Origin of the sequence: Flavobacterium ginsengiterrae, from assembly GCF_039539785.1 — a bacterium.
GTDB lineage: Bacteria > Bacteroidota > Bacteroidia > Flavobacteriales > Flavobacteriaceae > Flavobacterium > Flavobacterium ginsengiterrae.
The window spans coordinates 185,806-199,711 of the sequence record NZ_BAABDU010000004.1 but is presented as its reverse complement, the minus strand read 5'-3'; the positions used below and the strand labels follow the sequence as shown (position 1 = coordinate 199,711).

The 13,906-nt window shown below is 33.9% G+C and carries 13 protein-coding genes; 11 read left to right on the top strand and 2 right to left on the bottom strand.

Going from position 1 to position 13,906, the window contains the following annotated elements:
• Nucleotides 1-186: 186 nt before the first annotated feature.
• The 3 genes from ABD859_RS11310 to ABD859_RS11300 all read left to right on the top strand — a co-directional run bounded on the left by ABD859_RS11310 (nucleotide 187) and on the right by ABD859_RS11300 (nucleotide 2,558).
• A complete protein-coding gene (locus ABD859_RS11310; protein WP_142449243.1) occupies nucleotides 187-780 on the top strand; it encodes a MiaE family protein in 594 nt (197 codons plus the stop codon).
• Between the two features lie 238 nt (nucleotides 781-1,018).
• A complete protein-coding gene (locus ABD859_RS11305) occupies nucleotides 1,019-2,059 on the top strand; it encodes a GMP reductase (protein WP_345144315.1) in 1,041 nt (346 codons plus the stop codon).
• Nucleotide 2,060: 1 nt separating this feature from the next.
• Nucleotides 2,061-2,558 carry a GNAT family N-acetyltransferase gene (locus tag ABD859_RS11300; RefSeq protein ID WP_345144313.1) on the top strand — a complete coding sequence of 166 codons (498 nt, stop codon included), beginning with the start codon at nucleotides 2,061-2,063 and terminating at the stop codon, nucleotides 2,556-2,558.
• Nucleotides 2,559-2,851: 293 nt separating this feature from the next.
• Here the strand turns inward: ABD859_RS11300 and ABD859_RS11295 are convergent, their stop codons facing one another.
• A complete protein-coding gene (locus tag ABD859_RS11295; RefSeq protein WP_345144311.1) occupies nucleotides 2,852-3,430 on the bottom strand; it encodes a pentapeptide repeat-containing protein in 579 nt (192 codons plus the stop codon).
• Between the two features lie 159 nt (nucleotides 3,431-3,589).
• On the opposite strand from ABD859_RS11295, the gene aspA reads away from it, so the two are divergent.
• The 7 genes from aspA (at nucleotide 3,590) to ABD859_RS11260 (ending at nucleotide 11,191) form a co-directional block, all read left to right on the top strand.
• Complete coding sequence (gene aspA / locus ABD859_RS11290) at nucleotides 3,590-4,999, top strand: aspartate ammonia-lyase (RefSeq protein WP_345144309.1); 1,410 nt, start codon at nucleotides 3,590-3,592, stop codon at nucleotides 4,997-4,999.
• A 227-nt stretch (nucleotides 5,000-5,226) separates the two neighbouring features.
• Complete coding sequence (locus tag ABD859_RS11285) at nucleotides 5,227-6,423, top strand: BamA/TamA family outer membrane protein (protein ID WP_345144307.1); 1,197 nt, start codon at nucleotides 5,227-5,229, stop codon at nucleotides 6,421-6,423.
• A gap of 112 nt (nucleotides 6,424-6,535) precedes the next feature.
• Nucleotides 6,536-7,156 (top strand): outer membrane beta-barrel protein, encoded by a 621-nt coding sequence (locus tag ABD859_RS11280; protein ID WP_345144305.1) that lies wholly within the window; start codon nucleotides 6,536-6,538, stop codon nucleotides 7,154-7,156.
• Nucleotides 7,157-7,317: 161 nt separating this feature from the next.
• Nucleotides 7,318-7,992 carry a response regulator transcription factor gene (locus ABD859_RS11275; RefSeq protein WP_345144303.1) on the top strand — a complete coding sequence of 225 codons (675 nt, stop codon included), beginning with the start codon at nucleotides 7,318-7,320 and terminating at the stop codon, nucleotides 7,990-7,992.
• A 1-nt stretch (nucleotide 7,993) separates the two neighbouring features.
• Nucleotides 7,994-9,397, top strand: coding sequence for an ATP-binding protein (locus ABD859_RS11270; RefSeq protein ID WP_345144301.1), 1,404 nt, complete (start codon nucleotides 7,994-7,996; stop codon nucleotides 9,395-9,397).
• 77 nt (nucleotides 9,398-9,474) lie between these two features.
• A complete protein-coding gene (locus tag ABD859_RS11265) occupies nucleotides 9,475-10,197 on the top strand; it encodes an adenine nucleotide alpha hydrolase family protein (RefSeq protein ID WP_345144299.1) in 723 nt (240 codons plus the stop codon).
• A 46-nt stretch (nucleotides 10,198-10,243) separates the two neighbouring features.
• A complete protein-coding gene (locus ABD859_RS11260; RefSeq protein WP_345144298.1) occupies nucleotides 10,244-11,191 on the top strand; it encodes a bestrophin family protein in 948 nt (315 codons plus the stop codon).
• Nucleotides 11,192-11,296: 105 nt separating this feature from the next.
• On the opposite strand, the gene ABD859_RS11255 is transcribed toward ABD859_RS11260, so the two are convergent.
• Nucleotides 11,297-12,721 carry an aminotransferase-like domain-containing protein gene (locus ABD859_RS11255; RefSeq protein WP_345144296.1) on the bottom strand — a complete coding sequence of 475 codons (1,425 nt, stop codon included), beginning with the start codon at nucleotides 12,719-12,721 and terminating at the stop codon, nucleotides 11,297-11,299.
• A gap of 93 nt (nucleotides 12,722-12,814) precedes the next feature.
• On the opposite strand from ABD859_RS11255, the gene ABD859_RS11250 reads away from it, so the two are divergent.
• Nucleotides 12,815-13,732 carry an EamA family transporter gene (locus ABD859_RS11250; protein ID WP_345144294.1) on the top strand — a complete coding sequence of 306 codons (918 nt, stop codon included), beginning with the start codon at nucleotides 12,815-12,817 and terminating at the stop codon, nucleotides 13,730-13,732.
• Nucleotides 13,733-13,906 lie beyond the last annotated feature (174 nt).

Below are 13,906 nucleotides of genomic sequence, written 5' to 3'. Positions count from 1 at the left end.
TTAAAGTTTTGTAATGCGGAAACAAACGTATTACAAAGCTTTAAACTTTTTTAGCTTTAAGCGAAATTTAAAATATAATTGTTAAATAAGTTTTGGTTCAATAAGGATAATTCTGTTTTGTCAGGCTGAGCGAAGTCGAAGCCCACAACCTGAAACTTGAAACCTAAAACAAAACAAACAAAAACTATGGGCGTACTAAGATTACAATTGCCAACCGACCCAAGATGGGTAAATATCGTTGAGAAAAACATCGAAGAAATCCTTACCGATCACGCTTGGTGCGAGCAAAAAGCAGCAACAAACGCGATTACGATTATTACCAACAACTCTGAGCATCAGGATTTAGTAAAAGATTTATTGGCTTTAGCCAAAGAAGAAATCGATCATTTTGAGCAGGTTCACAACATTATCATCAAAAGAGGATTGAAATTAGGGCGCGAACGTAAAGACGATTACGTAAATGAATTGTATCAATACATGAAGAAAAGCGGAGACGGAAGCCGTGTTTCAGGTCTTGTAGAAAGACTTTTATTTTCTGCAATGATCGAAGCAAGAAGCTGTGAGCGTTTTAAAGTGTTGTCTGAAAATATTCAAGACGAAGAATTAGCTGTTTTCTACAGAGAATTAATGGAAAGTGAAGCTGGACATTACACTACTTTCATTACATACGCAAGAAAATACGGAACAGGAATCGACGTTGAAAAACGATGGAGAGAATGGCTGGCTTTTGAAGAATCAATTATTACCAATTACGGAAAAGGAGAAACGATACACGGATAGTTTTTTAGTGATCAGTGTTCAGTTTTTTTAGTGTTCAGTTTTCGGGTTTTATAGGCTCAGCGAAGTCGAAGCCAATTCTAAGGATATAAAGTTTTAAAAAAAATCCGTGAAAATCCGCGTTTTCGCGAAAGCGAATCCGTTTAATCCACGTTCAAAATAAACATTTAGTATATTAATCTAAAATCTACATTCTAAAATCTAAAATTCCTATATTTGAGAGTAACCAAAATCTCGAACAATGAGAATAGAAATGGACTTAAAATTAGGGTTTAAAGATGTCATGTTTAGACCCAAAAGATCAACACTGAAAAGCAGATCGGAAGTTAGTTTAGAACAAAATTTTAAGTTTTTGCACAGTACAGCAAATTGGACAGGAATTCCGATTATGGCCGCCAATATGGACACAGTCGGAACTTTTGAAATAGCTAAAGTTTTGGCTAAAGAAAAGCTTTTTACAGCCATTCATAAACATTACACTTTAGAACAATGGAATGATTTTCTGAAAGATGCAAGCCCAGATTTCTACGATTATATTGCCGTAAGTACTGGAACCGGAAAAGAAGATTTTGATAAAATCGGACAGATTATTACTTCAAATCCGCAATTAAAATTCATTTGTATTGATGTTGCAAACGGGTATTCAGAACACTTTGTTGAGTTTTTGCAGAAAACCCGAAAACAATATCCGGATAAAATCATTATTGCCGGAAATGTAGTTACAGGTGAAATGACCGAAGAATTGCTTTTGGCTGGAGCCGATATCGTAAAAGTCGGAATTGGTCCTGGTTCTGTCTGTACAACTCGCGTAAAAACAGGCGTAGGATATCCGCAATTGTCTGCAATTATTGAATGTGCTGACGCTGCTCACGGTTTAGGCGGACACATTATAAGCGACGGAGGCTGTACAACTCCAGGAGACGTTGCTAAAGCTTTTGGCGCCGGTGCTGATTTTGTAATGTTAGGTGGTATGCTTGCCGGACATACGGAAAGCGGCGGTGAACTAATCGAAATAAAAGGCGAAAAATTCAAACAGTTTTACGGTATGAGTTCCAAAACCGCCATGGACAAACATGCCGGAGGTGTTGCAGAATATCGTGCAAGTGAAGGAAAAACAGTTCAGGTTCCGTTTAAAGGAGAAGTGATTTATACTGTTTTAGATATTCTCGGCGGCATTAGAAGTACTTGTACGTATGTTGGCGCTTCAAGATTAAAAGAATTAACTAAACGAACGACTTTCATCCGCGTAAGCGAACAAGAAAATCAAGTTTTTACAAAATAATATGATTAAAATTACTGACGCATCAATTGAAGATATTGCTAAAATTCAAGAGATTGCACACATAACCTGGCCAATTACGTACGGCGAGATTCTAACTGCTGAACAATTAGAATATATGCTCGATTTAATTTATTCTGATGAAGCTTTATCAAGACAAATTCAGAATAAAGAGCAGTTGTTCTATTTAATTTCAGATGCTGATTCCGTAATTGGTTTTATCGGAATTGAGCATAATTATAATAATGAAGCTGTAACCAAAATTCATAAAATCTATCTTTTGCCGGAAACGCAGGGAAAAGGTTATGGGAAAATAGTTTTTGAGGAAATTGGAAAAATGGCTTTAGAAAACCATTCCAAAGATCTTTTATTAAACGTAAACCGTTTTAATACCGCTTTAAATTTTTACAAAAAATTAGGTTTCGAAATTAAAGAAACTGTTGATATTGAAATTGGAAACGGTTATTTAATGGAAGATTATATAATGGGAAAGCGAATATAATTTTTTGAAAAAACTGCCAAATTTTGAACGCGAATAAAACGGATTTGCTATCGCAAAGACGCGGATTTACACAGATTTTAAAATTTCAATTGCTACCAGCTTTAGCTGGAGATGTTTCAAATAAACTAGAAGGGCTTTAGCCAAATGCAAGTTTTGGCTAAAGCCTTTTGTATTTTTAATTCTATCCCCACAGCTAAAGCTGTAGGCAATTGATATATTGATTAGACAGGATTAAAATCCGCGTTAATCCGCGTCTTTGCGACAGCAAATTTGTTTTATCCGAGTATTATTTACTACGTCACAATAACATCATGCGTAAACAGTAATCCTTTTACTTCTTTCAAAGAAAAAACAGCTTTCTTCAATTTAGTTTTTGATGGATCAATGGTATAATTAAAACTTGTTCTAAAATTAGCTTTGTTGGCAATTGCTTTTGAAAACTCTGAACGGTACAAATCGCAGTTATCAAAAAGAACTTCGGTTAAATCGGCAGCCATAAAATCGACGGCAACAAGACTGCAGCTGTTGAATGTAGTTCCTTTTAGTTTTAAAGTATAAAACTTCGAAAAATCTAAAATACAATCGTAAAAGTGAACTTCAAAAATCAATTTATCGCACATCGCAAAATTGACGTCTTTTATTTCACAGTTATAAAAAGTAACACTTCTAAAAGCGACATAATTAATTTTGGCTTCGCTGAAAATACAATCATTAAAAGTGCAGTCAATAAAAGTAACGGCCAGAAAAGTGCAGGCAGAAAAATTACAATTATTAAAAACGCAGCATTCAAAATCTTTAAAATTCAGATCGTCTTTGGCGTAAATAATCGTATTATATTCTTTATCAAGAAAATATTCGCTTTCTTTTTTCAACTCTTTTTCAATAATTATTTGAGAGTGAAAAGGTAATAATTTACAACAGAATATGCTGTAGAAAATCCTAAATCATTTTGATTTTATTCACAATTTTAATCCATAATTTGATGTAGCTTTACACTTATTTTTAAGTCAAAAACATATCAATTTTATTATATGGAAGCAACAAGAAAGGAGCATGATTTTTTAGGAGAATTAGAAATTCCAAATCATCTGTATTACGGAATCCAAACCTTTAGAGCAGTAGAAAACTTCAATATTACCGGAATTCCAATTTCAAAAGAACCTTTATTTATCAAAGCTTTAGGATATGTAAAAAAAGCGGCAGCTCTTGCAAATAAAGACTGTAATGCAATCGATCCTAAACTGGCAGAAGCCATTTGTTATGGAAGTGATGAGGTAATTTCAGGAAAATTCGATAAAGAATTTGTAAGCGATTTAATTCAGGGCGGGGCAGGAACTTCTGTAAACATGAATGCTAACGAAGTTATTGCCAATATTGGTTTGGAATATTTAGGTCATAAAAAAGGAGAATATCAATTTTTACATCCTAATAATCACGTCAACTGTTCGCAGTCAACAAACGACGCCTATCCATCGGCTTTTAGAATTGCTTTGTATTTAAAAATGGAAAGCTTTATTAAAACTTTTGCCGGTTTAGAAGTTGCTTTTGCTAAAAAAGGCGAGGAGTTTAAAGAAGTTCTAAAAATGGGAAGAACACAGCTTCAAGACGCTGTTCCTATGACTTTAGGACAAGAATTTAAAGCCTACGCCACAACAATTGGAGAAGATATCATTCGATTAAAAAATGCTCAGGAATTATTATTAGAAATCAATATGGGTGCAACGGCAATTGGAACAAAAGTCAATGCGCCGGAAGGATATCCGGAATTATGTGTACAATATTTAGCCGATGAAGTTGGAATTCCGTTAACGCTTTCGCCGGATTTAATTGAAGCAACCGTTGATACCGGAGCTTATGTGCAGATTATGGGAACTTTAAAACGTTCTGCCGTTAAGATTTCTAAAATCTGCAATGATTTACGATTGCTGAGTTCAGGACCAAGAACTGGTTTTAACGAAATTAATCTTCCAGCGCGTCAGCCGGGATCATCTATTATGCCCGGAAAAGTAAATCCTGTAATTCCAGAAGTTGTAAACCAAACTTGCTTTTATGTTATTGGTCAGGATTTAACCGTTACAATGGCTGCAGAAGCAGGACAGTTACAGCTTAATGTAATGGAGCCAGTTATTGCTTTTGCTATGTTTACTTCTTTAGATTATCTATCAAATGCTATCCAGACTTTAATAGATAAATGTATCAATGGAATTACGGCAAACGTAGATCATTGCTATAATATGGTTATGAACAGCATTGGAATTGTAACCCAGTTAAACCCAATTATAGGTTATGAAGAAAGCGCCAGCATTGCCGGAGAAGCTTTAAAAACAGGAAAAAGCGTGCACCAAATTGCTGTTGTAGAAAGAAAACTTATTACACAGGAAAAATGGGATGAAATATATTCTTTAGAAAATTTAATACATCCAAAATTTATCACAAAATAAAATTGTTATAAATATTTTAATAACAAGCCGTCAAACACTGACGGCTTTTTTTGTTTTTATATAAAAAATGTTTTTACGTAAAGTGTTGAAAATGAATTATATTTACAAGAAGTTTAATTTGTTGTAATAGAAATTAAAATTTTTAGAGAGTGAAAATCTTAAGAAATATAAATTTTCGGTGTAAAAATAAAAAAGCATTTTTGCTCTTTCTGTTTCCATTATATCTAATGGCTCAAATTGAAACAGAATCAAAAGAAAAAGAAATATGTCCGCCCAAAACTATTTTCGAAGTCTTTAAAAAGAAGGATTCGGTTTTGCAGATCAAACCCGCAAAAAACAATTTTTTTCTGGTAATTCCCGCTATAGGTTCTCAGCCTGCAACCGGATTCTTTTTTGGGGCCGTTGCGCAATATACTTTTAAAGGAAAACAAGAATCAGATAAATATTCTGTTGCCAATCTGGGCATAATCTATACGCTGAAAAAGCAATGGATGATTAACGTAAAAAATAATATTCTCCTCAAAAACAACCGAATATTTTTAAGCGGCGATTACAGGCTTTACATCTTTTCACAGCCCAACTATGGTTTAGGAACTGATATAATTCCGCGTCGTCGAGATCGCGATCCCAGTTTTAGCATTGATTCTCTCGCACAGGCTATGGATTACAACTATTTCAAATTCCATCAAACGGCTTCATTTGAAATAAAAAAGAATTTTTATGCGGGCGGCGGTATCAATATCGATTGGTATACTAATATTAAGGATAAAGAATTAGACATTGATAACGGAAATCTAACTTATCATTACAATTACAGTCAGGAACATGGTTTTGATACTTTAGAATATTTTCTAACCGGTGTAAGTTTAAATCTTGTTTACGATTCGCGCGATAATCAGGTAAATTCTTCACGTGGCTGGTTTGCTAATATTAATTATCGTTTTAATCCGGTTTTGTTTCATAATCAAAAATACAGTAATGTGCTTTATGCAGAATATCGAAATTTTATTCCGGTTTCGAAGAAAAATGACCGATATATTCTGGGAATCTGGGCTTACGGGCAATTTATAACCAGAGGAACAGTTCCGTATTTAAACCTGCCAGCCATTGGCTGGGATCAACGAAGCAGGAGCGGAGAAGGTTATACGCAGGGATTATTTAGAGGAAACGGACTGGTTTATCTCTCAACAGAATTTCGTTTTCCCATTACCTGCAATCAAATGCTGAGCGGCACGGTTTTTACCAATTTTGTAACCGCCAGCAATGCTGATACTAATACAGCGCTTTTTCATTCAATTCAACCCGCAGCCGGAGTGGGTTTAAGACTTTTAATAGATAAAAAAACGCGGACAAATTTTGTTGCAGATTATGCATGGGGAAATAATTCGAAAGGATTTTACTTAAATGCTGGAGAAGTTTTTTAATTTTTGAATATGTAAATATTTGATTATGTGTAAATTATGTTCTTAAAAGTAAAAAATTTAGAAGAAAAAACTTAATTTTGGATTACCTTTTAACAATCAAAATCCAAAATTTATGAAAAAGTACAGTTTATTATTAGTTGTGTTTCTTTCAGGGATAGGAATGCAGGCTCAGGATGCAAGATCATTTTCTCTTAATTTGTATGGAGGATATAATTTTTCAGATGAGCTGGATTACGACGGTTTTCGCGCTACTGTTGAAGATGGTTTTCAATATGGAGCGGGATTTGAATATTTTTTTTCAACAAATAACTCAGTTGAACTTAAGTATTTAAGAGCAGATACTAAAATACCTTTTTATGATCCGGCAGGAATACAAATTAATGCCGGAAACGATAAAGGTGCTTTCAATTTTATTTTAGCTGATTTTACCCATTATTTTGATACAGGATCAAACTTGCTTCCCTATTTAGGTGCAGGTGCCGGAGTGAGTATTCTGGAAACACCGCAGGGCGGAAGCGGCACTTATTTTGCCTGGGATGTAAAAGGCGGTGTAAAAATTAAAACAGATTCATCAGTGTCTGTAAATGTCAATGCTTATTTACAATCAATGTCGGCGGCAGTTGGCGAGAGTTATTATTGGAGTTACTATTTTGGACCAGTAGCGGTTCAGGATTATGTTTCTACTTTTCAGTTTGGACTAGGCGCCGTAGTAAGTTTTAATTTTAAAAATTAAAATAGATTTCTTAAATTTATTTCAAATCATAAAAAGCATTCATTCTTGAATGCTTTTTTTATGTCCTAAAACCTATTGTTCATAATTTAATCATAATTTATAACTGTTACGAATAATATTTTTGAACTCAATCCTTATTTTTGTTGTATATACAAATTAATATGAAGTTACTGATAGTCGAAGACGAACCAAATCTTTTATCGATTTTACGAAAAGGATTTGCCGAAAACAACAACGAAGTTAGTGTGGCTCTTGATGGTACAACAGCTCTTGAGATGATTCATAACTATAATTTTGATGTTGTAGTTTTAGATGTCATGCTTCCGGATATTAACGGAATCGAAATTTGCAGAAGACTTCGCGCCAGTAAAAACTTTGTTCCTATTTTGCTTTTGACTGCCTTAGGAACTTCAGAAAACATTGTAACTGGTTTAAATTCCGGTGCCGATGATTATCTTGTTAAGCCTTTTAAATTTGGCGAACTTGATGCCCGTGTAAACGCATTACACAGAAGAGCGCATCAGGAAACAGATAAAATTGATGTTATTACTATTGGCGATTTAGAAATAAACGGACGCGCCAAAACGGTAAAACGAGACGGCGAATCGATTATTTTAACTGCCAAAGAGTTTAAACTTCTGTATTATTTAGGAAAAAATGCCGGACGAATCGTATCCCGCGACCAGATTTTAGATAATGTCTGGGATATTAATTTTGATATGAACACCAATGTTGTAGATGTTTATATTACTTATTTAAGAAAAAAAGTAGACAAACCCTTCAGTACTAAACTTATTCATACCATGAAAGGTTTAGGTTATGTTATAAAGCCATAAAATGGATATTAGAAAAAAAATTACTTTTACTTATGTAGCACTTTCTACCTTTAGTACACTGCTATTGAGTTTAATAGTATTCGTTTTATTTAGAGAAAACAACCGCTACCATTTCTTAAAAAGGCTTGAAGACCGTGCTAAAATTGTGGCTTCGATTCATTTTCAAAATGATCCCGAAAAAATCAAATATTACAGCAATCTAAAGAAAAACGGACTGGAAGAACTTATTGAAGAAGAAGAATATGTTCTTAAAATTAACAGTGCCAATAGTTTTGATTATAATACCAAACTAAATCTTCCCAATACATTTTACTCAAATATTCTTGCAACCGGCGAAGACTATTTTGAAGTAAACAGCAAATATTACCTTGGTCAGGTTTTTACAGAAAATAAACAGAAATATATTGTAATTGTAGGCGCGCGCGACCGAAGAGGAAAAACAACCACAGTTTATATTGTCAAAATATTGCTTTTTGGAGGTATTGGCTTTATACTTCTGGCATTCTTTTTAGGTCGTTTTCTGGCAAAACGAGTTATTAATCCTGTAGCCAGAATTACAAAAGAAGTAAATAGAATCAGCGCATCCAATCTTCATAACCGATTACCTGCCGTTAAAAACTCTGATGAAATTTCAGATTTAACGGAAACCTTTAATGATATGCTGGACCGACTCGAAACGTCTTTTGAAATTCAGGCCAATTTTATCAATAATGCTTCACACGAATTAAAAACGCCAATTACGACCATTATTGCCGAATCTGAAATCATGCTCTTAAAAGAGCGTGAAGTAGCAGAATATGTAGAATCATTGCAAAATATTTACAGTCAGGCATCAAGATTAGGAAATCTTACAGAAAGTTTATTAAAGCTGACTCAAACAGGTTATGACGGTAATAAACAAGTTTTGGATATTGCCAGAATAGATGAATTATTATTAGAGGTAAAATCAGATTTAGATAAAATTTATCCGGATAACCGTGTAAGCATTAAACTAAATTTTGCACCAAAAGATTCTAATCTGCTTTTAATTCCGTGCAATAAGCCGCTTTTAGAGCTGGCAATTAATAACATTATTACCAACGGAGTAAAATATTCAGATAATAATGAGGTATTTGTAACCCTTTCTGCCAATCAGGAAGCGATTAAAATTTCGATTAATGATATCGGAATTGGTATTCCGCCAGAAGATATTCCGCATTTGTATGAACCTTTCTTCAGAGGTAAAATTGCTGCCAAATATATAGGTTATGGTTTAGGATTGCCTTTAGCTTCAAAAATCATTCGTATGCACGACGGAGAAATACAAGTACAGTCTGAACAAAATAAAGGCACCATTGTAACAATTATCTTCAAGAAAATAAATCCGAAAAAATCCAGCATTAAAAATTCTAATGTTGAATCTTAGAAAAATCTAATTTTAGATTAAGACCCTTCTAATTTTCAGGAAGTTACTTTGTATGTATAAACTAAAAGATTATACATATGAAAAATTTCCTTATACCTACTACTTTAAAAGATGATACAATTTCTGCTGTAAAATCAGCAATTAGTCAGGCTAAAGAATCAGGCTCAGAAATTGTTTTAATGATGGTTTCTGAAACTCCGGACGCTTTTTCATCATCTAATTTTTTACGAGAAATGAGAACCGGACTTACCAAAAGTCAGGAAGAAGTTCTTGAAACCTGCAGATATATGATTGATCATACTAAAAATTGCAAAATTAAAATTCATAATCAATATGGGCTTTCGTCTCCCATTTTTAAAGGCATAATCGATCATTTTGCTGTAAAACTGGTTATTCTTACGCATTCGTATAAACAGGAAACCAAACGCATTCATCAATATTTAGTACAATTGGCAGGAAATCAAAAATGTCCAATTTTACATTTAGGAAATGAGCATTTCAAACAAGATTTTTCAAAAGCACTTTATATAGAAAACAGCAGTGCAAATGTACATGTAAAAGATGTGCAGCAATATTTAAACGAAAATTTCTCTTATGAAATTGTAAGTCAGGCTTCTAAAATTGATGACAATTACGAAGATGCAGCGCCTTTTTTAACCGAAGCTATTTCAAAGTATGAAATCGATCTGCTGGTTGAAACCCGTAAAGGCGAAAAAATCAAATTTAAAAAAGTAAAAAAACAATCTATTAATGAAAAACTGGGGCTGCCGGTGCTTTCATTATACGAAGAGCTCGCTTAAACCCGATTTCTTCCTGACGAATATTATTTAATTTAAAACCGAAAATATGTTATTAAGAAAAAGAATACCAATGAAGTACGTTCTCGGGAAAATTAAAGTAGAAATAGCTTTAGTATTGGCTTATACCGTACTATTTGAAATATTTCATCATTATTTTGTTACACTTCCCGTAGATATTCCAATAGCGATTCCAACCATGATTGGAACCATTATTTCCTTATTATTAGCCTTTAAGTCTAATCAGGCATACGACCGCTGGTGGGAAGCCAGAATTGTTTGGGGAGCCGTAGTAAATGATTCCAGAACATTAATTCGTCAGGTACTGACCTTTTATAAAGATCCGGATTTTTCTGTTGAAGCAAGCGAATTCAAAGAAAACTTTGCCAAAAGACAAATTGCATGGTGTTACAGTCTGGGTGAATCGCTTCGAAACAGAGATGCCGTAAAACCCTTAAAAGGTTTAATGAGCGACGAAGAAATCAAATATATAAAGAATCATCAAAATGTGCCAAACGCCATTTTAATGCTTCATGCACGCGATCTTAAAAATGCTAAAATCGAGAAAAAAATCAACATGTATCAGCAGGTTGAAATCGATAATACACTATCAAGATTGTGTGACGAAATGGGAAAATGTGAGAGAATTAAAAACACGATTTTTCCAACCACTTACAGCATGTATATTAGACTAACCTTGTGTTTGTTTATTTTATTACTGCCTTTTGGATTAACAAGTGTGTTGAGCTGGTTTGCTATTCCGCTGATTACAGCAATGGGTGCCGCTTTCTTTTTGATCGAAAGAATGGCAATTCATTTACAGGATCCTTTTGAAAACAGACCAACAGATACACCTGTAACAACAATTGCAAATACAATTGAAAAAAACATAATACAAATGCTTAACGAATATCAAAGTGAATTTGATATTCTGAAAGAGTTTGATTTAAATAACGAACCTAAGAAAGTCGAAAAAGACGCTTACTTCGTATTATAACTTTTTAATTTTGGTACTCTTTAATTAATTGTTGACCGGATAGTGAGTAGTTGCACTGTCCGGTTTTTTTTTTTTTGTCATTGCGAGAAACGAAGTAATCTAACGTTACAACTGTTTAGCGGCAAGTCTTCCTAAAGTTCTTATAGATTCGCGAAGTTCATTTGTCCACGGAAGACCAAAACTCAAACGCATACAATTAGAAAACTGATCCTGAAAAGAAAAAATCCTTCCCGGTGCAATGCTTATATTATGTTGTAAAGCCAAATGATAAAAAGCAGCAGTGTCTATTTTTTTATCTAATTCGACCCAAAGAAAAAAACCGCCCTGAGGCTGACTAACTTTTGTTCCTGCCGGAAACGATTCTAAAACCGTATTAATATAATTATTGCAATTGCGATTTAATATCTGTCGTATTTTTCGAAGATGATTTTCATAACGTCCGTTTTTCAAAAAATCACCTACAACCTCATGCGTAATAGTAGGAGAGGATATCGTATGATATAATTTTGTTCTCAGGATTTCTTTTTTAAATTTTCCCGGAGAAACCCAGCCAACACGATAACCCGGCGCTAAAGTTTTAGAAACCGAACTGCACGAAAGAACAATCCCGCTTTGGTCATACGTTTTACAGCTTGTTGGCCTGCTGGCGCCAAAGTACAAATCGCTGTGAATATCATCTTCGATTAATGGAACGTTGTAAAAATCCATTAAGCGTACTACTTCTTGTTTGTGTTCATTTGGCATCATACTTCCAGACGGATTGCTGAAATTACTCATTAAAACACAAGCTTTGACCTTGTTTGAAGCAAGTGTTTTTTTAACAGCTTCAAGTTCAATTCCGGTTGTCATATTAGTAGGAAGTTCCATAACATATAAACCTAAAGAACGGGCAAGCTGAAGAATTCCAAAATAAACCGGACTTTCGGTAATAATTGTATCTCCCGGTTTTGTCAGCGTTAACAAACAATCTGAAATAGCCGAAATACAGCCCGGAGTCGTAATAATATCATCTTCGGTAAGAGAACCGCCCCAGGTAAAAGACCAGCGGGCAATTTCTTTTCGCAGATTGCTGTTTCCCTGAATTTCCTCATAACTTGTACCGCTGTTTGGTAACTGACGCATGGCCTGAACCATGCCTTTATTCAGTTTTGCAATAGGAAGCAGTTCATTTGAAGGAAAACCAAGCGAAAGCATCGTAAGATCTTTTTTGCGCATATCGCCGTAAACCAAATCGACTAAATCTTCACGTTCGATATTTTCTACACTCAAAATAGGAGTACTCGCAGAAGGTTCTGTAATAATTCGTGCCGAAATATTACTGACATAATAACCAGACTGCGGACGCGATTCAATCAGCGATCTGCTCTCTACTTCATAATATGCTTTGCTTACAGTACTCATGCTGTAACCTGTTTCGGCACAGACTTCTCTAATCGAAGGCAGTTTATCGCCCACGTTTAAAAGACCAGATTTTATTTGCTTTTCTATCACATCTGCAAACTGCAGATATAAGTAATTTGAGTTTCCCATAAAAATAAACTGTTATGCTGCAATTTACAAAAACTGTATCTGTATTGCTATTTTATTTTTTAGAAATTTGTCTCATCAAAAACAAAGAAAAAAGTGAAAACTACAAAATACTACATAGCAGCTATTACCGCTTATACCATTTGGGGATTTTTTAGTTTGGTTTTAAAACCAATTCACGAATATCCAGCACTTGATATTTTGTTTTATCGAGTTTTCAGTTGTAGTATTTTAATGCTTTTGATTACTTTTTTGTTTAAAAGAAGTAAACTCAAAGAAAGCATTGTTACTTTTAATTCTTTAGCAAGCCCTGAAAAGAAAAAAGCAATTTTGTTAAATATTGGCGGAAGCTTCTTTTTGATGGCTAACTGGTTTACATTCATCTATGTAATGAATCATGTAAGCGTTAAAGCAACTTCTCTGGCATATTTAGTATGTCCAATTTTAACGACTTTACTTGCCTTTTTTATTTTAAAAGAAAAATTGGCTAAAACGCAGTGGCTTGCAGTTGGATTAAGTATTTTTGGATGTCTGCTTTTATCGTATGCAGATATTATGGATATGTTTTTCAGCATCATTATTGGTCTTACGTATGCTTGTTATTTAGTGAGTCAGCGTATAAATAAAGGTTTTGATAAATTTATTGTGCTTACGTTTCATATTACTTTGGTCGCCATATTGTTATTCCCTTTTTACCCGGAATACAGCGGACCAGTTCCTACTGAATTTAAATTTTATTTCTGTATAGAAACCATCGCTATTGTATTTACAATTATTCCGTTGTTCCTAAACTTGTACGCCCTTTCAGGAATAAACTCATCAACTGTTGGAATGCTGTTAAATATAAACCCGATGATCGCTTTTTTATTAGCAAACTTTGTCTATCACGAAAAAATCAGTGCTTTGCAAATCAGTGCTTACGGCATAATTTTTATTGCAGTGTTAGTTTTTAATTCACATCATATTTTTGCTAGAAAACAGAAATATATCCTGTCGTCTAAAGATTCTCACTAAGTTAATCTTGTATTTTTTATTGGTTTAAGGTATAAAATTACGAGAATCTTAACAGGATTTTAAAACAGGAATGAGTATTTTTCATTCCTGTTTTTTTATGCAGTAAAAAGAATTTTAATGCCACAGATTTTACAGATTAAAAGAATTATTAATTGCTTATTTTAGTTGGCCGCG

Bases quoted from the DNA above. Each gene is read 5' to 3' on its own strand.
- ABD859_RS11270 (WP_345144301.1), top strand. From the start codon at position 7,994: ATGGATATTAGAAAAAAAATTACTTTTACTTATGTAGCACTTTCTACC.
- ABD859_RS11310 (WP_142449243.1), top strand. From the start codon at position 187: ATGGGCGTACTAAGATTACAATTGCCAACCGACCCAAGATGGGTAAAT.
- ABD859_RS11280 (WP_345144305.1), top strand. From the start codon at position 6,536: ATGAAAAAGTACAGTTTATTATTAGTTGTGTTTCTTTCAGGGATAGGA.
- ABD859_RS11285 (WP_345144307.1), top strand. From the start codon at position 5,227: ATGGCTCAAATTGAAACAGAATCAAAAGAAAAAGAAATATGTCCGCCC.
- ABD859_RS11255 (WP_345144296.1), bottom strand. From the start codon at position 12,721: ATGGGAAACTCAAATTACTTATATCTGCAGTTTGCAGATGTGATAGAA.
- ABD859_RS11260 (WP_345144298.1), top strand. From the start codon at position 10,244: ATGTTATTAAGAAAAAGAATACCAATGAAGTACGTTCTCGGGAAAATT.
- ABD859_RS11265 (WP_345144299.1), top strand. From the start codon at position 9,475: ATGAAAAATTTCCTTATACCTACTACTTTAAAAGATGATACAATTTCT.
- ABD859_RS11300 (WP_345144313.1), top strand. From the start codon at position 2,061: ATGATTAAAATTACTGACGCATCAATTGAAGATATTGCTAAAATTCAA.
- ABD859_RS11275 (WP_345144303.1), top strand. From the start codon at position 7,318: ATGAAGTTACTGATAGTCGAAGACGAACCAAATCTTTTATCGATTTTA.
- aspA (WP_345144309.1), top strand. From the start codon at position 3,590: ATGGAAGCAACAAGAAAGGAGCATGATTTTTTAGGAGAATTAGAAATT.
- ABD859_RS11305 (WP_345144315.1), top strand. From the start codon at position 1,019: ATGAGAATAGAAATGGACTTAAAATTAGGGTTTAAAGATGTCATGTTT.